This is a genomic window from Puia sp. P3 (assembly GCF_050632245.1).
GTDB lineage: Bacteria > Bacteroidota > Bacteroidia > Chitinophagales > Chitinophagaceae > Puia.
In genome coordinates this window covers 452,930-472,884 of record NZ_CP192583.1, presented here as the reverse complement: position 1 = coordinate 472,884, position 19,955 = coordinate 452,930, and the positions used below count along the sequence as shown (strand labels likewise).

16 protein-coding genes are annotated in these 19,955 nt (G+C 47.6%); 2 read left to right on the top strand and 14 right to left on the bottom strand.

Annotation, left to right across the window (positions count from 1 at the left end; translation table 11 throughout):
• Window positions 1-190: 190 nt before the first annotated feature.
• The 7 genes from ACQ86N_RS02795 to ACQ86N_RS02765 are packed head-to-tail and all read right to left on the bottom strand — an operon-like array spanning window position 191 to window position 6,085.
• Window positions 191-1,306, bottom strand: coding sequence for a Druantia anti-phage system protein DruA (locus tag ACQ86N_RS02795; protein WP_431213845.1), 1,116 nt, complete (start codon window positions 1,304-1,306; stop codon window positions 191-193).
• A 14-nt stretch (window positions 1,307-1,320) separates the two neighbouring features.
• Window positions 1,321-2,226, bottom strand: a complete 906-nt coding sequence (locus ACQ86N_RS02790; protein ID WP_431213844.1) for a Druantia anti-phage system protein DruA — start codon at window positions 2,224-2,226, stop codon at window positions 1,321-1,323.
• The gene (locus ACQ86N_RS02785; protein ID WP_431213843.1) at window positions 2,227-2,589 is read right to left on the bottom strand and encodes a hypothetical protein; all 363 of its coding nucleotides are present in this window, start codon (window positions 2,587-2,589) and stop codon (window positions 2,227-2,229) included.
• 17 nt (window positions 2,590-2,606) lie between these two features.
• Window positions 2,607-3,221 carry a hypothetical protein gene (locus tag ACQ86N_RS02780; RefSeq protein WP_431213842.1) on the bottom strand — a complete coding sequence of 205 codons (615 nt, stop codon included), beginning with the start codon at window positions 3,219-3,221 and terminating at the stop codon, window positions 2,607-2,609.
• Window positions 3,222-3,265: 44 nt separating this feature from the next.
• Window positions 3,266-3,721, bottom strand: coding sequence for an ATP-binding protein (locus tag ACQ86N_RS02775; RefSeq protein ID WP_431213841.1), 456 nt, complete (start codon window positions 3,719-3,721; stop codon window positions 3,266-3,268).
• 36 nt (window positions 3,722-3,757) lie between these two features.
• Window positions 3,758-5,641: an ATP-binding protein gene (locus ACQ86N_RS02770; protein WP_431213840.1), complete on the bottom strand. Its 1,884-nt coding sequence runs from the start codon at window positions 5,639-5,641 to the stop codon at window positions 3,758-3,760.
• Between the two features lie 12 nt (window positions 5,642-5,653).
• Window positions 5,654-6,085 (bottom strand): hypothetical protein, encoded by a 432-nt coding sequence (locus ACQ86N_RS02765; RefSeq protein WP_431213839.1) that lies wholly within the window; start codon window positions 6,083-6,085, stop codon window positions 5,654-5,656.
• 838 nt (window positions 6,086-6,923) lie between these two features.
• Between ACQ86N_RS02765 and ACQ86N_RS02760 the strand changes: the two genes are divergently transcribed.
• On the top strand, window positions 6,924-7,322 hold the full coding sequence (locus ACQ86N_RS02760; RefSeq protein ID WP_431213838.1) for a YunG family protein: 399 nt from the start codon (window positions 6,924-6,926) through the stop codon (window positions 7,320-7,322).
• Here ACQ86N_RS02760 and ACQ86N_RS02755 read toward each other — a convergent pair.
• The 7 genes from ACQ86N_RS02755 to ACQ86N_RS02725 all read right to left on the bottom strand — a co-directional run bounded on the left by ACQ86N_RS02755 (window position 7,301) and on the right by ACQ86N_RS02725 (window position 17,826).
• Window positions 7,301-8,203, bottom strand: a complete 903-nt coding sequence (locus ACQ86N_RS02755) for a hypothetical protein (protein ID WP_431213837.1) — start codon at window positions 8,201-8,203, stop codon at window positions 7,301-7,303. The genes ACQ86N_RS02760 and ACQ86N_RS02755 overlap by 22 nt on opposite strands.
• Window positions 8,204-8,362: 159 nt before the next feature.
• Window positions 8,363-10,057: a Zn-binding domain-containing protein gene (locus ACQ86N_RS02750; RefSeq protein ID WP_431213836.1), complete on the bottom strand. Its 1,695-nt coding sequence runs from the start codon at window positions 10,055-10,057 to the stop codon at window positions 8,363-8,365.
• 148 nt (window positions 10,058-10,205) lie between these two features.
• The gene (locus tag ACQ86N_RS02745) at window positions 10,206-10,610 is read right to left on the bottom strand and encodes a helicase-related protein (RefSeq protein ID WP_431213835.1); all 405 of its coding nucleotides are present in this window, start codon (window positions 10,608-10,610) and stop codon (window positions 10,206-10,208) included.
• 1,788 nt (window positions 10,611-12,398) lie between these two features.
• Entirely contained in the window at window positions 12,399-13,817 is a 1,419-nt protein-coding gene (locus ACQ86N_RS02740) for a DEAD/DEAH box helicase (protein WP_431213834.1), read from the bottom strand.
• Window positions 13,818-14,133: 316 nt separating this feature from the next.
• On the bottom strand, window positions 14,134-16,116 hold the full coding sequence (locus ACQ86N_RS02735) for a YWFCY domain-containing protein (RefSeq protein WP_431213833.1): 1,983 nt from the start codon (window positions 16,114-16,116) through the stop codon (window positions 14,134-14,136).
• A 43-nt stretch (window positions 16,117-16,159) separates the two neighbouring features.
• Complete coding sequence (locus ACQ86N_RS02730) at window positions 16,160-17,452, bottom strand: relaxase/mobilization nuclease domain-containing protein (protein WP_431213832.1); 1,293 nt, start codon at window positions 17,450-17,452, stop codon at window positions 16,160-16,162.
• Window positions 17,440-17,826 carry a plasmid mobilization protein gene (locus ACQ86N_RS02725; RefSeq protein ID WP_431213831.1) on the bottom strand — a complete coding sequence of 129 codons (387 nt, stop codon included), beginning with the start codon at window positions 17,824-17,826 and terminating at the stop codon, window positions 17,440-17,442. The genes ACQ86N_RS02730 and ACQ86N_RS02725 overlap by 13 nt, the downstream gene beginning before the upstream one ends.
• 470 nt (window positions 17,827-18,296) lie before the next feature.
• Between ACQ86N_RS02725 and ACQ86N_RS02720 the strand changes: the two genes are divergently transcribed.
• Window positions 18,297-19,925 (top strand): hypothetical protein, encoded by a 1,629-nt coding sequence (locus ACQ86N_RS02720; protein ID WP_431213830.1) that lies wholly within the window; start codon window positions 18,297-18,299, stop codon window positions 19,923-19,925.
• Window positions 19,926-19,955 lie beyond the last annotated feature (30 nt).

Here is a 19,955-nt window from a genome sequence, read left to right as displayed (position 1 = left end):
TTATTACAGTCCTCGTCGCACTCAATTTCTGTTTTTCCCCTCTTATATTTGAAATGCTTCATGTTCATCGTTAAATTTCTTCCACACAAAATCACAGCTAGCCCTTTTGAGAGCGAGCAACAATACCACCACCTGTCGCGGTAAATGCCGATTGGAAGTTGAATTAACACTGCTAAATTAGCCAATCAACCTACTTGTCATTAAATTGAATTAACATTGTACCACTTACCTCTTCGGGGTCATTCGATACGACCCTCGCACCATGACTAATGGGATAAGATAAGGTATGTTCCGATACCTTTTGCAAAATTTCGTCACTCAATACCCTTTTCGACAGCCAGCGCTTGATCCAATAATTACTGAGCAACCTGGATTTTTCCTCACTGTTGGATTGTGGCACAAAATACTTTGGTCTTTCAGCGAGACCGAGTAATATATCGCCGAAATTTTCGGCTAGCGCGATACCATATACCACTCTTTGGTTTCTATGTTTTAAGATAGGTCCGCTGTCCAGTTTTAAGTATTCGAATGCATCTTTGAGTTTACGAATAAGAGGATTGGCCCCTTCGCCAAAAATGCTGTTCACTCTTGATCGCCCTTTTTCTCTCCCTACTACAGCATCCGCGATGACTATAGTATCGTTGCTGAAATGAAATGAGCCATACCCTTCACTAAACCCCAATTCTTTGTATTCTATAAAACTGCCTTTCAAACCATCTATAGTCTCTGCCGGAATCTTTATTCTGTTATACTGGCTACTTCCAATTCCATACAAGCTGGTTGTTCCAAGGAGTACTAAGTTAGGCTTCCTGTTGACCGCTTTTCCGCTCATCGAGGAGGCGATTAGGCTAATGGCATCTCTATACTTTTTGTTATAGTATTGCGTAATTTCAGGGCTGGTAAGAAGCATGCAAACCAATTTTCCACCCAAAATGTGATTGTATGGTGCTACAGATCCGCAAATAATAATATCCATCATATTGATGCCTACATGGATAGATTTCACCTTCCTCACCAATTTCTGCACCGCCTCCCTAAAGTCCTTCATTTCCAAACACGTTTCTAATTCCCTTTTGTTATGTCCAGAAAATGCATACTTGTTGAATACGGCCCTTATTGTCATCAGTTCTGCCAGCAATGTCGCTCGCTTGCTTTTGAATAAAAAGCTTTCCGCCCGTTCCTTCCAACTGAGGTCTTCATTTCCGCTGGTAAACTTAGCTGAATGAGGGTTATTGAGATGTTTTTGCTTGTAGATCAGCGCGAGTTTGCGAAGTCTTTCTATTTTCTCCTTGGTCGGCTTTTTCAAGTCGCCCGGAGTTACTATTTTTCTCGATAAAAGTCCTTGAGATAAATTTCATTCAGTAGATCATTGAGACTTGTTACTATCCATTTGGCATACTTGTTGGTCGGCTCCTTCAACATCCTTTCCATGAAAGCATCGCCATCCCAGCCTATCCATTTGTCCCGACATGTCTGCTGCGCGACGGAACTCCCTAGGGCGGCAATACCGATGACGGGGCTATTTTGAACAGCACTGTCCCTAATGAGAATTGAAATCGTTCTGCCTGGTAGCGATTTATATTCGCTTACCCAAGTATGTCTGAAATACCGCCAAATATCCGAAAGAAATAGCCCCGTTTCGTGACACCTTTCTCCGGGCTCAACGATTTGAATTACTGGTCGAACAATTGTTTGCAAATACTCTTCTCGATCCTGGTCGTTGGTAAAATTGCTGACCAATCGTAATTTTCGGCTTAAGTCTACCCCATCACGCATTACCGAAAAAATGGAGTGCCAACCTGTTGTTGTCAATCTTCTCTTTTCCATGCCTCTTATGAAGTCTTTCACTGAGGAAATGCCTAGTTGGGCGTCACGCGCAAGCAGATGTCTTCTCCGGGTTTTGAGCTTTTCATTGTCCATGTTTTTATCCTTTGCGTCCAAGACCTCCAATTCCAGTTGAATCTGGCCCCGTTGAATTACGAGATTCCAGTCTTGAAAAAGGAGGTCCAGGATGAGATTTTCCATGAAAACCAGATCAGTATTCGAATGAAATGCCTTCCCACGATATAGCTTATTAACCGATGCTTTTTCCGCCGATAATATTAACACCCTGTCTTCATACTCACGTGTTTGTATCTTTCGCTTAATTCGCTTACAAAAGCCCAAAAATTCTACCCGGTGCGTTTCCGATAATTTCGGATTAATATTGATGATTTCCCTTTGCATTTAACTGATGAAAGTTTTTAGTTGCGCGCTCCATTCGCGTTTGAATTCAGAAATAGCTCCAGCGTCCTTTTTGCCAGAAAAGGATAGCTCAGACCGAGCAGCTGAGAAGATGATCAATTCAACAATTTTAAGAAAATCTGAGGCATTTTTTATTTTTCGCTCATGCAGTGCCTTAAAAATCTTGTCATAGAACAAATGCGCTGTATTCACTGCCAAAACTACTCTATTGTTTACATATTCCACATCAAAGAAAACATCGTCACTTAGCTCCTTTGCGACGATCTCATAGCGTAGTCCTTTTACGCTAACTGGATGAAATGTTGGCTCGTCGTCGTCGCCGGACTTCACTTTTATTTCAGGCAAATAAACGTCGGTTCTTTCTAATTGATTCTTTGAAAGGGTAGCAGGTCTATTTTTTTCAACTCTATAAACTGGAGCCGAACCCTGTTATTAAGAGCCCGAGCTATCTGTTCCAAATCTGGCACTAAAATTCCCAACATGAATTCTGTTTCCTTGATTTCCTGCTTCGTATGAGTAACTCCGAACACCTCGTCTAAATCTGGCTGAAACGAAATTTCGCAGCGCCACCAATCATCGTAATTCTCCTTTCGTTTCTCTCCCATAAAGAACCATCCATAGTCGATTTCCCGGTTTGAACGAATGACGCTTACCCCCGCACACTTAGAGATCTGCAGCCTTCTTTTCTCATCATTTGTTAAGTTCGCCCAGATAGAAACCGGCAATTCGGTAAAACGCACCTTAACTTCCGACGTCCTGTCCTCATCCCCAGGTATTCTGACGGTGTAGATCAGGTCCGTACCATATCCTACGGCCCCAAGCAAATTAACGCCCGGTCGCAAGAATAGCGGGTCAAAAGCCTTTAGCTTCTCCCGTTCGATCCGAATATCCACGCCTGCCCAGATCGCATATCTGAATACTCTGCCTAACTCTAACTGTAAATGTTTCGTAAGAATTTTATGATACTTAAAACTCAATCGGTCGCATTTCTTCCATACAACAATAGTCCCCGATCCACTTGTCACTGGCAAGGGGGAGTAGCAACGGACTGGCTCGGTCTCAATTCCGTCCATCCATTTTCCACCATTTCATCGACGTCAAGATAGTTGAATATAAAAACCGAGGGATCCTGCCAGGTTACCACCTCAAGCCTTTTACATTGGCTGAGAGAACTATTTGGCAGGCCCATCCCGTAGCGCCCCAGTTGCCGGCGGGAATTAAATCGAGTACTACCCCCAAATTGAAGGGCCAGGTGCAACTCATCACTTGTCATGCCGACGCCATTGTCTTGGACAGCAATCTCATATTCATCATCGGAAGAAGATTTAGACCGCTTGATGTGGACCTGAATAGCGTTTGCGCCGGATTCGATAGCATTGTCAATCACCTCCGCGATCGCGGACGCCGTGCTTTTGTACCCTGAGTCTCGTGTCGCTATGATAAAATGTTTTATGTCAATTAGGCTTCGTTGTTCCATAGAATAACTGTTGACTTAAAAATGAGGACCTAGTCCCTACTTTCGCTTGCTTGACTCCTTGCTTGTCAATTCTTCTTCTGCTACATCGTCATCGATGCTCTTCATCAAGTGCTTACTGAGGGTCTCCAGCGTCGTCTCCAGTTTAACCGACCAAGCATTCCGTTCAATTCTATACAATTTTCTATTTTCATCGGTCACCCTGAGCTCGCAATGCCCCAACACGAAGACGACCAAGGCCAGTGCATTCTTCGTCAATGCGTTGGTTTGAGGATTATTATACAAGCTAGTATAAAATCGGTGAGACCTATTGATATGGATTATTACCTGGCCACCCATTTGCTCGGGGCGAAAGAAAGGCCCTTCCAACTCATCAAAGTAATCGAGCTTATAAGGCCTAGTTTCGACCTGAACTTCCAGTTGCTCTTTTATGGCCTCCTCCGGCATCCCCGTTTCCTTAGCAATTTTTTTTACTTGCTTCTCAAAATTCTCCGCCGCCTCCTTTTTGACATTTTGTGGTTGGGAATCCTTGTCCAATTCAAAATAGCTAGCCGATTCTTTCATAAGGTTTTCGGCAAATTCGTCACGCTTCTGCGGCGAACTTTGAATGGCATTCTCCTTGGCCTGATTGGCAGCCTCAGACTGCTTTTTATACCTATTGCGCATTTGCTGAATCGCCTCGTACACGCCATTATCACGTAATATGTTCCAAATCCGTTCAGATGCAACAATCTGCTGTTTAGAGGTCGTGATGGAAAACTCCTCGTCCAATTCCGGGGTAAAATCAACTTCCACACCTACATACCGGTCGTTGTTCTGAAACTTAGTCCAGGGGCACTTCGAGTCTACGACGTCTATTTGCCGTCCCCTCCGAAGAAATATAATCCCATTGTTGTGTTTTCGGATAGTAAGACGTTTCGTCTTACTGCGTTTATTTTCATCTTCGCCGGAATCCTCCCCATCAAATGAATCCTTTTGCTGCTCCTCAGGATCTATTCCGCCTTTATCACCCAGAAAGCCATAGGGCATATAGGAGAAACGAACTTTGACAATGCCGCTCTTATCCTTTTCGCTTTTAATTGGCACTTTTATATCGATAGAGGGCAGTGATTCTGCCCGCAGGTCATTTTCGTCATAATAGCGGTAACCTTCGGTAGTAAAAAGTGGATCTACAGGCTGTACCGCTTCACCATCTATGAAAATATTTGTCTTTCGAAGAAAATTGCGATAGGTGATCCCGGTTTCAAGGCTTAGAAATTTCTTCAGCGGATTGAGCGAACTTTTTGAGAGCCGGTCAATTTTCTCGATAATGATGATCGTCCCATGTTCGAGTTTCAGACTCTGAGCCTTCGCTTTAACATATTTCCCGACAAAATCTGGAACAATAGCCTGCTTAGCCTCTGGAGCGACAATTCTTCCGGATGTCGAGTCTATATAGTCGGGGTTTTTATTTGCAATTTCTTCGATATCTATGACAACCGAGTGCCACCTATCCGCATCGGCTCGCTTGGAGATTACCGTAAAACGTTGCCCGATGCTGACACAGGAGGACGGGAGACCGTAACCATATTTACCCATTCCTTCCCGGTCGTCTAGGCGATCCGAACCTCCCCACAAAACTGCAATCCGTAGCATTTCTCCGCTCATGCCATGGCCGTCGTCGACAATTGCGATACGGTCCGGATGCGATTTTCCTGACTTCCCTTTGTCGAAGTCAAAGATCAGATGAATATTTTCCGCATCCGCTTGGATGCTATTATCGATGTTTTCGAACAGCGCTGTGGCCGTGCTTTTGTAGCCGATATCGCGGATCCCTTTCAGGAACGCTTGGGTCATGACCAAGCCAAAATCAAAGTTCTGGTCGTTCATGCTCTTAACAAAGGCATCTTGCCTCTGTAATCCGGTCTGCTTGCGTGTTGCCATAATAATTGACATTTATTCGGACAAGATGTATTTTATTTTCTGTGTGGTCTTTGTTATCATTTTGGATGCATAGGAGACAGACACGTCGAGGTACTCGGCGGTTTCCGAAACGTTGTACCCCTCCTTATAGTAGATCTGGTAGACCTTTCTGTCGTCTTCACTGAAAAGTTTTGGATTCTGGATAGCTTTCTCCAGCACGTAGCAAACGTCGATGGACGCAGTGATGGAAGATACATAATTCACACGATGGGGGAAATTATCTATGACGCTTTCAGACTCTCCGTCAGGGTCAACAGTCGTTTCTATTTGGACAAAGAATGGTACAGCGGTGACCGTAGGATTGCCATCCTGGTCGTGATCTTGAACCTTCAGTTGTGCTTTTTCGATGGTCGAACGCCAGAAATCGACCATTTTTGACTTGATTGCTTTCAGCGCATAGTACACAAAGTCGGCCGGGGGTTGGAATCCGGGAATGCTTCGAGCGCCTTATGGAGCCCTATTACCCCCTCCTGGACGAAATCCGCCCTCCAGAAGTCGGGATATGAGTAAGCATACTCATTGATTGTCGGCTGGAAATAGCGTAAAATTTTCTGGAAACTGTCGGAAACGTTACCGGAGCGGTAGCGTACGAATAGGACGGCAACAATGCCGGCATTGAGGTGGGTATTCATTGATCCTCCTTGGTTTTAACTGTGGGGGATCTCTTCTGACCAGTTTATCTGTTCGCTCCAGGCTATGCCCAGACTTGAATAAACCCACCGCAGATTGATAAAATTATAAAATTGCTATCGATCTATATATAAGTAAACGGTGAAAGCTATAAAAGTTTTCCATTATTAGAAAATTTTTACAGTAATTTGTTTAAAACATTGTTTATCATCCCTTTACACTGATAAAAGTCTTCCACGTCAAGGGGAACGCTTTCTTAATCTCCTCAATGAGCTCTTCCGGGGAGGGGTCGTGTAGCGCCATGATCCGTTTAAAGTCAGTCGAGAACTCCTTTTTTTGGTGCTTTTTCCCCGGTATTCGCTAACTCCAAATTGCTGACGTTTAATTTCATTGTAGGCATCAGTCATCGTCATCTCGCCGTTCATAATCTTTTGATGCATATCTGGGTGGTTTTTCCTTAACGCCTCTAATTTCACTTCCTTTTCTGTCGCCATATAACTGATTATTTATTAATTAGTTGGATAGTTTATCCGGCTTAAAGGTCCGATATTTTTTTTAAAAACCAGATCAAAAATATTGTCCTTGGTCTACAAATTGATAACTTTATAATAAGGTGAAGCATACGATTCCGATACAAGTAAAGAAAGCTCTTCAGCAGTCGTGGGATAAGCAGACCTGCTATCCCGCAGACATCTCCAAATGGAGTGAGCACTTACCAGAAACGGGGCAATGCGCGGTGACTGCTTTGCTGATCAATGATCTCTACGGCGGTAAAATCGTATTTAATCAGCGTTTGGATCACTATTGGAATATTCTCCCCGATGGTAAAGAAATAGATTTGACCAAAAAACAGTTCACTAAAAACATTCGTGGGGAAAAGATTCCTGTGACGCGGCAAGAGATCCTGCATTCTACGGCCGCCCGAAAGTTTAAAACCAACACCAGATACCTCCTGCTGAAAAGAAGAGTTGAGTCGCTTATCCAGAATTCTCAGCTCCTTTTATTGAAATAGTAGTACAAGCCAAGGGCAGACGAGACTACAAGGAAAAGTCCTATCGCAATATTGCCGATCAAAAAGCCTGTTGAATCCTTCGAATTGGCAACAAATGTTGTTCCAACAAGATTAACTAAAATTAGAAGCACGAATAAGACAGCTCGCCTCCGGCTCTTCCGAATATAAAACCTTACAATGGTCTCGTAAAATGGCGTAACCACCGTTCCGTCAGTCTTCTGTGCAAGGATCTTTAGGTAATCAAATGATTGTACTCCATCAATGGATTTTGTCACAAGTTTGTATCGCCTATTGTCCTTCTCCGTTCCAATAACAATACTGCTTGGATTTGAAATGAGAAAATCCTTCTGATCGTACTCCAGTTTACATTCATACTTTTCAAAATCCGCAGCGTTACTTTCAGATATATATATGGATAGGTCTAGTTGGTAAGACTCTCCTTCACGGACACTAAAATAACTGGCATCATCGTGGGAGTCAAAACCGGGATCAACTGCATAGGATTCCCCACCAACCAACTGTTTAATTTCAAAATAATAAAAAAGGTGACCGCATAACGTATCATCGAAAGAAACCAATTGTTCTATTTTGCTGTGCCAGTTTGTTGACACTATTGTGGTGACCTGGGCCTCGCAAACGAATTGGTAGGGCGGCTTCGCAAATTGCTCGACAGGAAATACGACGTCACAGTTAATAAATTCGGCCAATTCGAGACTAAAGTGAACCAGTTCCGTTTGTTTATCGGCCCGGGCGCCTTTGACCGTGGCTCTTCGAGTCGTGAAAAATTCCACCTCTCGCTGTTCCATTGGCTCTTCGCTGTTGTTCCCTTTTACATATACGATCAGCGCCTCTCTTCCGTTAAGTGAATCAAGTGATCGCAATAGACTCTTTTCAATAATTCCGCGAGAATATCGGAAATGGATGGTCTGGCAAGCGGGAAGAGACAGAACACTGAGAATATCTTTTTTATATAAGGCATTGATATCAGAAGAAAAAAGAGTATCATGAATTAAAACTGCTTTTACTGATTAAGATCCTGACTATAAAAATCGAAGCTGATTCAACGCCCAAAACGGCCGCTTGATCAGGTCGAATGTCGTAAACGTCACGAGGCCAATACCTGTTTCACTCTCCAGGCGCCTTTGCTCCTCGGTCGAGGGCCGCGCGCAAAGAGGGTGAATGATTTGGATGCGACACCTTCGCCCCTGATTATCGATAACGGTGATGGAATAATTCGATCTCCACGGCTCCGTTTCAACAAGAACCTGATAGGTTTCTCTCGCATATTCCGACAAACTAGCCACAGACAAGTCAAATTCCGCGTTACCCAATGATGGAGTTTGTCCGCTTAACACATATTCTAAGATGGGTCGTCCCAAATCTCTGCTCAGAAGATGATGAAAAGATTGATTCTTATAATCCAACATACATTGGTAGCAAGCACCAGAACACTCTGCGTTGCTACACGTAGCCGCAATTGTATAGGCCGTTTCTAGGATCGTCATCAGATTATCTCGAATGGCCCTTGCATAGCCCGCCCCTCCTGGTACATCATCATACAAAAATACTTCGCCGTGGATGCGATTGTTTCCATGGTTAATCGCCCGAACCCCAACCTTTATTTCCGTACTATCGATCTGTAGTATCCGAGAAGCAGCCATTGCCACCAATGTCCCGAACGACAGCCACTGAGCAAAACCGGATCTGTCGGTAAAAGGAGCATCAAGCGTTAACGGGAAATTGACGCCAATTAGTAAAACTTCGGAATGAAAATTGTGCGCGAGTACCAATTTCGCGTCCGAATAGGGCGGTGTAACCGGGCACCGGTGCCCTTTGCGGGGACCGAGTCGATGACCAGCATTGGGTGGCACGTCGGCGGGATAGCGATGCCGCTCCGAACTTTGAGGATCTAATTGTCTTCCACAGGTAGGGCATAGATTAAATCCCGGATTCGAAGGGTCCAGCCCTTTATTTACAATTAGCAGACCTCCAACGCTAACGAGGGAGTTCAGGCGCCCGTCCAGCCACGATTCACGGTGCTCCGATCTTACAGAGTTCTCGCCCATCAGCAGTTTCGCTGACGACACGGGTGCGCCCCGCTCAACGCCATCTTGAGAATAGTAAGGTTCTCGGCCGCCGTTGTTCAAGGCGCCATCAACAGTAAAACCTTTTGGCCGGATAAAGGTCATCGAATTGAGTCTTTCTGATGCACAAACAGGGCAAACCGCCGGAATTTGTGCGTTCGGGCCTTGAAGGACCAAAGCATGCTGACAGACTGGGCATTCAATCACTAATCCCTGCCCTACATACGAGGGAACCCTTTCAAAAGGATCATGTAATCCTACGCTGGTATACTTATAGGTACGTTGGTCGCTTTGGCGTACTATCTCGGCACCGGGTGCATATTCCGCTATCGCGATTTTCAAATCCCGTTGAAGCGTGTCGTTTGAGTTTTCTTCCATGGTACTCGCCTGATCGGTCGGTATTGTTAGCGATACGACGTCAATGGGAAACGCATATTTCGGCAGCAGGCCACTATTTAGTAAACTCTCGAACAATTGATCATCCCTGTCTCTGGCCTCACAGAACAGTTGGATTTCGCTGGGCAGTTCGACCAGCCAAGGTATGATCGATGCATGTAACATGGGGCTAATGATCAGTCGTGAACGCCGGATCATATCTTCCCGGTTATTTTGAATGAACCGTTGCAGGCGCTGGTTCAGATGTTGGTCCAAAAAATTTCGGGTGCTTCCCCAGATGTTAAATAATTGCGGATCGTTGATATCTACCTCGGAAAAAAAGCCTGTAAAACCATCGATCGGAAATGACGTTTTGCTACAATAGCATTATCGAAATTCAACGAGGGAACTCGAGGGGGATCGCTTACAATTTCTTTAGGTTTAGAAAAAAATATTGATCATGATTGCGTGGTTGAGCAAATGTATAAACAGTCGCTAACGCACTGCCGCGGCGGCCAGCCCGTCCTGCCCTTTGCTGATAATTGGCGACGGTCGGAGGAACGTTTCTCAAACCGACAAATAAGAGGCTTCCGATATCGATGCCCATTTCCATCGTTGTAGTCACAGAGAGGGCATCCACCCTTACATCCTGAGGATTTTGACTATCATGGAAAACGTCCTGAAACCATCGCTCCTCATTTCGGGCTTCAGTCGAGTTCACCTGGGCAGTGTGCTCACTCACTTTGAACGGATAAGGATCGGCTAATCCGCTCGCCGGGTGTCCGTAAACTGCGTTCGTCCTGAAATAATTTCGAATTTGGTCCTGCAAAATAGGAGCGGCAGTTTGACCACATCGAAGGCATACGTTTAGTAATGGAGATGCAATTATATATTTGCACGAACTACATTGGCAAAGACTTTCTGGAGCGAGGGGCTCAATACAAACTTATTCAAGCGTATTCCATGAGGAACGAGTCGTCGAGCCCCACTGGAAAAAACAGGACCTGCTGGGGTGAGTATTTGGAAACTGACCAACGTTTCCCATAGCAGATTGTCCATTTCGTTGACCCAGACCTGGCGAAGATCTTCAGATGCAATTCTACCTTCGCCCATAAGCCGGTGCGAAATTGCTGTAACATATCGACCCAATTTCCTATTCTGAGAAACGTTAAATGGTATGACCCGGCCCCGCCACTCCAGGTCTTGGGTGGCCCACAATCGCTGCGTCGTATTACGCTTGTACAAGAGGACAATATCATCACCGTCGTCATCTCTACCCCACTCCAGGGATTGCCGGGCTCGGGCGCAGTGACTACGTTTTCAGTTGCCAGCAAGCGAATAGCTGATTGTAAGAGCCTATACGATTCCTCCGTCGAAAGATTCGGGAATTCACCGATATCTGATACAATCGCCCCATTATACATTATAGGCACCTCCCATTTTCCAAGTCCTAAGGGACCAAAGGAAAATGCTTCATCCGTAACTTCTTTTAAAAGATCAGCGTTGAAGAACAATTCCGCTTTTCGAAAAGTCTCTTCCCAGTTCGTCTCCATCGTTGCAAAAAATCTCTAATTCTCTGCCTGGACGGGTCAATCCCCTTTTCTAACTGCAGTTCGAGGAGACGTTGCTTTAACTGATGGTAGCTCAAGGGGCCCGGATTTAGCTCAATCAAAGAACCATTGCAAGTCCTGCATACGACAGTTGTTGGAATATGCGCTCGGCCAATGCGAGGTGGGCCATCGGCAGGAAGATGTTCGATACCTGAGCCGTTGCAAACTTTACATTCGCAAAGAATACGATAAAGACATTGCCGAAATAGCTCATTATGATGATGGTCCTTTAAATCGCTGGCCAATTTTGACGCTTCTCGCCTTGAATCACTGAAGATCATAGCTTTTTTCCAAAATTCGGCTGGAGATTAGTCTGCGCCGGCTGGAATCGGAAAGATTCTTCAACAATTGTGGCGAATGACTGTACCCCGCGGGTCCGCAAAGGCTCAATAACCTCCCGTCCGCCGGCCCCTGGGGCTCGGTGTTTCTGACACCGGGGGCACTGTGCCGGGAATGGGCTGATGGCCTCGTCGCCTTCGGCTGCCGCGACAACTTCATATACCGATCGATGGAATTCGTGTGTTTCTTCACAAATCATAGTAGACCTCACCGATCGGAAACTGGCCAGTGCGTTGCCGTCTGCAGGTTCGACACCGAAAATCCGGAAACCGCGGATATCCTCCCGCTCGCCAGTCAAATCACTACTCCAGGGCCAGAGACTGCCAACCTGATCATCGGGGATTCCTCCAAGAAATAGTAGTCCGCAATGGCGGCAGGTAAAAACTTCTAATACCCGAGCCCCACATTCACACCAGGGCCGCGGCTCCGTATAGATTTTACCAACAGGCCGGGGTTGGGAGGTATCTGCACATCTGCAATTAGGATCCAAACAAGCCCATAATCCAGGAATCCCCCGAAAAAAGCATGGAGACGAATGGAAACGAGGGGTGGTGTCCCCTTATTTTGATCGGCCCGAGCAAAACTTCCAGCCGCCAGCAGTCCCGCTGTTGCCAGTTCGCGATCGTTAGCGGGAATTTCTCCACCCCAACAACCCAATTCCACGTCATTCAAGGGGTAGCATTCCGTGCAGTCTTACTTCTAACCCATTCTATGAACGGATTATCCCTGATAAGAGAATAAAGCGCCGCTTCATCGCCATTAGAGAAGTCTATGTCAGCGATTTGGTAGGCTCCTGCCAGCCGCTGAATGGCCAGCCGCGGAGATTGTAACTCAAAGTCGCGTTGGAACAGGCTAAAAGCTGCAAGGGCAATTCGATCGGCATCCCTCGTGTCAGGCTTCGAAGGCGCGACGCCTGCCCGAATTAATGTCCAACTCGCCTCTGGCTCCCCAAAAAGCGCGCTGGTGAACTCTTTAAGCTGGTTATCTGCCGTGGGCGGAACCGACGCCGTGGTTGCAATCGCCTGAAATTTGCGGCTGGCGCTTAGGCCCAATCTCTCTTTCAGGCGCCGAATGAGATGGGCGACCTCCGTGCCTTTTGCCCCAGAATAGGTATGTGCCTCATCAAGCACCAAGGTAAAATGAGCACTCGGATCATTTTGGAGCCACTCCCTTGTTTGGTCGAACATCGTACTTTCTACCGGGCGCATCAGCATATACTCAAGCATCGAGTAGTTTGTCACTAATATGTCCGGAGGATAGGACTGCATATCCCACCGGGTCAACATTTCTGCAGAATCCGGCCGAGGCCAAGTACCCAATTCCCGATATGAGGCAGGGAGGTTATCCCAATCACGTTGAATTTCAGCCAGGAAACGTTCGACCTTTTCTCGCCGCCAGGCCTCATTCCAACTCCCCGCTAGTGGCGTTAGACTGGTATACATTCCAAAATGGACAAGGTTACCATTTAAGTTTGATCTTTGCCAATTGGGAGATTCGCCAAGTGAAAGGATTCTTCGAAGCCGCGTGAGTTGGTCATTCACCAGGGCATTCATCGGATACAATATGATACTTCGAATCGCAGCTGGTCGATTTTCCGCCCGCCTGGAAGCTAACCAGGTTTCGCGCCGTTGATCATATCTGCTGATCAGATCTGTATTATCCGGAGGAGACCATCCCCTTGACTCATTGATAAGTTTGGACAATATGGGCAGCAAGAACGCTTCCGTTTTACCGGAGCCGGTACCCGTCGCAACCAGTAAATTAGGCTGTCTTCCAAAGGAGGCAAGCAACGCTTCTTCCTGATGGGTGTAAATTTTATGCCGGTCGACCGCAACGCCATGTTGAACAAGATCCGAGAGCCCCGTAGCAATAGTCTCGTGCCTGACCTCCAGATCACGCAGAAAATTATTGGCCACAAAGTTCGGCGTCGCCTCGATGAAGGGAACCTGGGCGACTTTATCCCCCTCTCGAAGTATTTTGCCCCGTTCATCGAAAATTACTGAATTGGCTATTTTATACTGAGTTTCCAGGTATTGGATGAGTGACTCTTTGATGTGAGCGAAAGAACCATGAGGGGTTTGCTTCATTTTCGAGTAGAGGGGTTAGAGTAAGGTTATTGATAGCAATCACCAAAAGCCGGGCGATACTAAATTTTGCTTGATTGATAAGCTATTCATTCTGCCCAAGCTATTAGTCATTCGATCCCGGAAGCATTCCCTCGACCAATGACAGGTCGCTCCGGCAGAAAATGGCACGGCCAATGCATTGATTAGTTGCTGTTTCGACGGAAAGATAGCTATTTACTAGATGGAAATGAAGATGCGATTCATCAAGGTGTGACGTTTCCATAAAAAAGGGTGTTTTCACGGGTCGCCGCATGCCAGTGGTCGTTTGTCCGGGCATTTAAGCCTTAGTCACAATGAGGCGGGCAAGGCTCGGGTCGCTATTAATTCGTTCTAGTTCACTTATTTTCAGATCCTCGATATCGGTTTTAATCTGCAAAAAATTACGCTGAATGGTACCGGCGTCTACCTTTTTTATCACCGGTAGGGGCACAAATTGCTTCTTTTCCCGGGTAATTGCGGCCAGATCATTGACCACCTTGGCGTGAAAAGCTTTCAACTCAATGGGCTGATCGGGATTGTCCGCCACCACCCCGACAAACTCCCCGCTACTCAGGTTACTGATCAAGCTCGCCGTAACGGCAAATTCCAACTGCTTAGCCTTGCTGACGCTGACATCCGTTCGATTGATCGAGAGGCTGTTTTTGTCCTGCAGGGTCTTCGGAAAGCGCTCTGCCAACTGGCGCGCGCTGTCGCCGGCGACCTGGCCGCTAATAATATTCCCGGTCATGTTCCAGATGGCATCCGCCTCATCGCGGCTATACACTTTGCGGAGCTGCGAGATATCCTGGATGGCGATCACGCAGGCGATGAGATTGGATCTGCCTTGGCTAATCACGGTCTGGACTGAGGCTGCCCTGAGGCTTGCGAATTCATCGTAGTTGGTCGCGCATTTCATCCGGCCTTGCACATTGATGATCTTGTTCATTCGATCAGCGTAGAGCGACATAATAGGTGCGAGCGCCTCCGCTTTCGTCGGGTCATTTCCTAGGCAGAATAGCTTCGGATCGTTGGGGTTGTTGATGTCAAGCGTGAAGTCGTTACCCGACATGACCCAGTACAACATTGGACTGGCCAAGCGGCCAAGCGGGATTTTGACACTGCTGACCTGGTTGTCAAGCGTTTCCATCACATCATTCTCGTAGGCGCTGATAAATGGGTTCAGCAAAATGAGAATATCTTCTTCCGTTCTTAATATGGTGAACAGCTCATCATAAGGTAGTTGGAGCATCTCAATGGCGTGCGGCAGGGTGCAAAATTCACCGTTCCGGTACTTTCGTAGGTACCAGATCACGGCCGCCAGCAGGTTCATTGGCGACTCGACGAAGAACTCACCCTGGCGTTGCGCCCAGCTTTTGTTGATCGATAGCAGGATCGTCCTTGACGCTTCAATGGCGTCGATCTGGTCGAGCATGTACGCCGGATGAAGGGGGTTACACTGATGAGAATATTCCGGCAGGCTAAAATTAATGGTGCAGAAACGGGGTGGTTTGGGGTAGTCCTTCCGGTGCTTCAGGTAATAATTATAGACAAGGGTCGTTAGCTCCGGAAATTTCATATCATATGTGAACTGGCTATAGCCTTTGCGGATTTGGATGCGTAGAAAATTTTCCAGTATATGAAAACTTTTTCCACTGCCTGGAGAACCACAGATTAAGACACCCCTTCTCGGATTGATACAATTCAGGTAACTGTCGCGCCAGCCCTTAGCGGCACGATAGCACATCGGCAGATTAAAGGAGAATTCGTTGGTGATCAGCCGTTCTTCCTGCGGAAACCACTCGTTGGCCGTATTGAAGACATCCTTGCTCAGCTTTTGCCGGATCACACGGGAGAGCAGCGTCGCCCCGCTAAGAAAAAGTAAATAGCCGAGCGAGGTTGCCGCCATGTACAAGACCGCCACGATGCTGTCATCCCCGGGGATTAAAAGACAGAGGACGCTGGCGAAATAGATGGTGGCACCTGTTAGGATGTATGCAACGACAGTCCGCTGCCGGAGCTTTTCCATCTTTTTTCCGCGAACTCCGAGCAAGGCGACGGCCAGCAGCGCCAGGATAATACCTTTGGCCATGACGGGTCGATCGAAAAAACCTGTATGGCCGATATTAAGCAGAATGCGATCTGTCAATTTGGATCGAAGGCCCCAGGCCTCGAAAGCTGCGTAGCAAGTAAAATAGTAATGTAACCCCAGCAGCACGAGGCTACCCATACGAATCATGTCCATGATCCTACGCAGGCCCTGTTCGTTGTCTCCCGTATTCATACTCCCTCCTTTTCTCTTTCACACGACTGGAGAAACTGTTCACTTATAATCGAAGCCGCTTTCGCCGGCGGCGCTTTCTCTCATTTTCCTGTAATTCATAGGGTAAGCCCACGTGTGGATCGGATGGTGGCGGCTTCTCCGGGCCGCTGGAAGATGCCGGCTGAAACCACGCGGGTATCTCCGGAACGGATCTCTGGAGATGGTCCTGTCGCGGAGTGGAGGCGGGCGGCTGGCTATTCGACGGCGAACGTTGCCGCTCGTTTTTTGCAGGAGTTTCTATCTGCGGGTTCATGCGCTGGCCGATGCCCTCGCTGGCATATTCCTTTCCGAGATCGCTTCCTTTGAACACCCCGCCCGTCTTGTGGTCGATGTAACTGACGCCGAAAATCCGTCCATCCTTAGCGGTATACTGAACCAATGTGATCCCTTCTTTTTCGAGCGCGCCTTTCAAGCCTTCACGAGTCGGCTGCCGGCTTTTGAGGAAATACCAGTCAACCGCCAACCGCAACCTCTTTTCGAGCGCTGCCCGTTCAGCCGCATTGGCGGTGAAGCGTTCCTGCAAAAAAGGCAGGGTTGGTTTATTATAAAAGGCACTGGCCTTGATCCGACAGCCGGCAGGTTTTCCCTGTTCATCAAGGACCTGGTAGACGAGCCCCCCGGTCTGGTAGGTTCTGGAACTTGGGTTGCCGCGGCTAGCCTGCACGTTGGCAGTCCGCAGGATCGCATTTAGCTCCTCCAGAGAGGTATACTTGTATTTGTCCAGCACGGCGTCTAAGACATTCATGATCGCGCGGCGGGTGTCTGATTGTCCATACACTACCTTTTTGATGCTGGCCGCTTTCAATTCGTGGCCCGCCTTCTGTTTCTGGTCCTGCGCCCGGATCAGGCCGAACTCTTTTTCGATGGCCTTGCGGGCCTGCTCAGATTGGTTCTTGCCAAGGTAATGGAGCCCGATGCGCTTGCCGTCCGGGGTGATATTGGTCGTGACCACATGGAGATGGGGGTGACCGGCATCCCGGTGTTCGTATACCAGGTAGGGCTGCTGGCCGAAGCCGATCCGGTCCATATAATTGCGGGCGATCTGTTCGAGCGTTTCCCGTGAAAGCTTTTCGGACGGTTCAAAATTGATCGAGATGTGCAGGCTGTTGACCTTCGTCCTGGGACGGAGTGCCGCCTGGTTGGTTAGGCGGTGCAGTTTCTGATAGAAGTTGAGGTCCTCGGGATCCTTGGGATAGTTGACGGCCAGCAGGCAGATCGCTTTCCCGGCCTGTACCTTCTGCTCATTATAATTAACGGCATTGTGGAGGCTCTTGCTCTGATGGATTACTGTAACCATTGATCAGCAATTTCATTGATACGAGTTTTTATGCTATCCATCAACTGCAGGAGGCTCTGACGATCCTGGTCATAGCGGGACAGCCAGTCCTGGAATTCGGACAACCGGGACAACGTATGGAGCTTTTTGACTGCCTGGTTAAAGTTGTTGCCGACCGCATTGAGCTCGGTCCGGAGTCGCATCATTTCCGCCATAAAGTCATCAAGCGACTGGTTGCGCTGGTGGAAGGTGATCGGTTTATGGAAAAGCGCCCGACGGATAAATTCACTTAGTTCGGGCGTCGTCGACTGTCTTCGCCAGCCATCGAGCTTCTCAAATTCATCGCGCGTGAAGCGAAGCCCGACGAGCCTGCTTCTGTTGGATTGATCTTTCATCACATTTTCATTTACACTTTTCAATCATTTTTTCTGTTAGCATCTACTCCCGAAGCAAGTTCCGCAGCGAAGGGCAAGATTCGGTTGTTCAACAACCGTACATCTTGCAGATGCCGGAACACAGGGCATCTTCTTGCCTATTTAAAGTTTAGTCGTGCGCTTTGTCAACGCTCCCCTATCATACTTATCGGTCGTCTCTGCCACTTCCTTGTTGGACATTGAGAATTGCTGTGTAACAAAAATAGAACGAAGTGCCTTTCAGCACCTGTCTTGAATTCGGTCAGGAGATGGGAATAGCCAAAGCTGCTGAAAGGGAGTTTTCGGAGCGGAAATGGACAGGAATAAGTTGAGATGAAAGGGCACTTCCAGAAATAAGTATATTTGTTCTTGCTTTGCTGCTACCGAAAAAATGGCAGTTTGCCGCAGTGAAGCCTTATACTATGAGTGGACAACATGCTATCCGAGGGTTCGTGTATCAGACGATCGCAAGCGTACTTCATTCCCTGGTGGACTCGCATTGGGAATATTTGACCATTGAGCCTGTCACCAATAATGACAAAGTAGATATGCTTTGGGAAGACGGAGCCGGTGCCAGGAAGTGTCAGCAGGTCAAATCCTCCATCAATAATTTTGCTAAGGCGGACATCCTCCATTGGCTGACGGCGATGGTCACAGACGTACCGGATGCGCAGGAGTATGAGATGATCCTGATCGGCAATCGAACGGATACTGTCAGTGAATTTGTCAATAAACTGAACAGCCGGCAATCGTCTGACCTAAGTCCGGAACTGCAACCGTTTGCCGACCGGGTACACGTGGAAATGATGATCTTCAACCTGGACGTCCTCCAAGGGCATGTGCAAAATGAGGTGCATCGCTTTCTTTCTCAGCAAAATTTCTCCCCTACCCACGATACCCTGGTGGTGATCACCGGTGGGTTGCTTTATCAATTCTTTCAGTTTGCGGTATTCGGCACCCGGGCCTCCAGGGAACAATGGACCGAAGATTTGCTGCGATGGGTAACGAACAACTATAAGCGGGGGCTCAAACTCGAAGGGCGACAAGACCGGCTGCTGGTGGGGGTCTACCAGCAGGAGAACCGAAAGCTGGTCTCGACAGTTCGGCCCATGCGGTTCCAATTGAACCCGGAGGATTGGCTCAATTTCCGTCTGACCGAGGCAATGGAACAGTTCAATACAGCGTCGAAAATCCACTTACCGCCCCGGGAGGAACCTAAGGAAGAAGAGCCAGACTTTGGGCTTCCTTTACTAAAAATCCCGGCATTTATTCCCTTCGGCGACTTTACACCCATAGAGATCTCCGAGTCAGAAAAGACGTATTTGGCCGAGAAAGTGCGGCAATATCTAGTTCGTAAACTCCCCAGCGATTTTTTTAACATCGGTAACGTCAAGCAAAAATATGCCCTGCCCGGTCCATGGGGAGTCGGCATTGACTATGCGGGAACGGAGGAGGAAAAAGCGAAGTACCTGGCGATCCGGAATTTGCGCTGGACGTTCGAGACCCTGGATGAGTTGGTAGCTACCATTGACTTTGTCAATACCCTCTACTACCTGCCCTTCGTCCTGGAGAATGCCGGCAGCAGTCACGATGAAGAAGTGTCTGTTACCCTGAAGGTCCCGGAAGTTATCCAAATCATCACGGCCGATAGATTTTATGTGCCGGACGACATTGACGTGTTAAAGCTGCTCATGGTCGAGAAGCCGTTAACATCCCTGCTTGCCCACCCTGGTGACAGCTTTGTGAAACCGTACCCACCTGACCCGATTGTTGATCCCATGGCACATTTATGGGAGTCAAATCTCCGCCTTTTTCTTCGGGCAAAGAGTTGGAGCTCCGCAAAGACAAATTCAGTCGAACACTGGGCGAATTGTTCAACCGGGAAGTCTTCGATGATCTGCCGGGGTTTACCCAGGTACGGTACACCTTTTCTGCCATCAATCCCAACGTCCGCGTCGCATTTCCGGCTTATCTGCTTTTTAAGGGAACGGAAAGCTTTGCAATCGACTATGAGATCACGTCTAAAAATACGGCGGCCGTCCAGACTGGCCAGATCGAGTGCATCATCGAGACCGAAATAAAAAAGCCAGACTTGTAAGGTCTGGCCTGTA

What these genes read in the sequence shown, in the direction of transcription:
- ACQ86N_RS02790 (WP_431213844.1), bottom strand. Translation starts at nt 2,226, where the DNA reads ATGCAAAGGGAAATCATCAATATTAATCCGAAATTATCGGAAACGCAC.
- ACQ86N_RS02770 (WP_431213840.1), bottom strand. Translation starts at nt 5,641, where the DNA reads ATGGCAACACGCAAGCAGACCGGATTACAGAGGCAAGATGCCTTTGTT.
- ACQ86N_RS02730 (WP_431213832.1), bottom strand. Translation starts at nt 17,452, where the DNA reads ATGGTTACAGTAATCCATCAGAGCAAGAGCCTCCACAATGCCGTTAAT.
- ACQ86N_RS02725 (WP_431213831.1), bottom strand. Translation starts at nt 17,826, where the DNA reads ATGAAAGATCAATCCAACAGAAGCAGGCTCGTCGGGCTTCGCTTCACG.
- ACQ86N_RS02775 (WP_431213841.1), bottom strand. Translation starts at nt 3,721, where the DNA reads ATGGAACAACGAAGCCTAATTGACATAAAACATTTTATCATAGCGACA.
- ACQ86N_RS02735 (WP_431213833.1), bottom strand. Translation starts at nt 16,116, where the DNA reads ATGAATACGGGAGACAACGAACAGGGCCTGCGTAGGATCATGGACATG.
- ACQ86N_RS02740 (WP_431213834.1), bottom strand. Translation starts at nt 13,817, where the DNA reads ATGAAGCAAACCCCTCATGGTTCTTTCGCTCACATCAAAGAGTCACTC.